1 protein-coding gene is annotated in these 652 nt (G+C 28.8%); it reads right to left on the minus strand.

The features are described from left to right. On the minus strand, positions 1–561 hold a 561-nt coding region (locus AMN73_RS04360; protein WP_256997846.1), incomplete at its 3' end, for a site-specific integrase. Between the last annotated feature and the right edge of the window lie 91 nt (positions 562–652).

The following is a 652-nucleotide window of genomic DNA, read 5'->3' on the forward strand; positions in this document are numbered from 1 at the left end:
TTGGTCAGTTTTTGACCTTTTAATAGTGATTTTTAGACCCTCAGGAACAAATTCTAAATCCTCATGATCAATTGAAATGAGCTCGGTTCTTCTAAAGCCTCCTCCAAAGCCAATTAAGATTATTGATTTGTCTCTAAGTTTTTTTATTTCCTCAGTTTTTTGTTCATTTATTACATTAATAATTGATTTTAAATGATTGATTAATATAGGTTTTTTGCCTTTCTGAATACTTCCTTTGACCCTTCTTATTCCCATTAAATTTTCAACGATGATTGGATGTTTTGTGTCTAGATAATGCCCTTTAAGCCTATGAACCATACTTATTGAAACTAATCTTCGTCTTAAAGTGCTTATTTTTGAGTTTTTAGAGAGATGGGTCAGGTATAAGGAAACTATTTTTGGCTCTGTTGGTAATGAATTAAATCCATGCTTTGCACAAAAAGCTCCGAAGTCTTTAAAATCAGATTTATAAGCTCTTAAAGTATTCTTTGCCTTAGAGCTTTTAAGGTTATTTAAAGTTTTCTCATGAAGCGTTTTTAGGTCTGTTGTCAGTTCATTCATATAATTACTATTGATAACAATTAATTATCATTAGTAATATATTAAGTGATTTTAAATGTCAATAGTTTAATTTAAAAAATATATGGGTTCA

This window comes from Candidatus Pelagibacter communis (assembly GCF_001179965.1).
In the GTDB taxonomy this organism is placed as follows: Bacteria; Pseudomonadota; Alphaproteobacteria; order Pelagibacterales; family Pelagibacteraceae; genus Pelagibacter.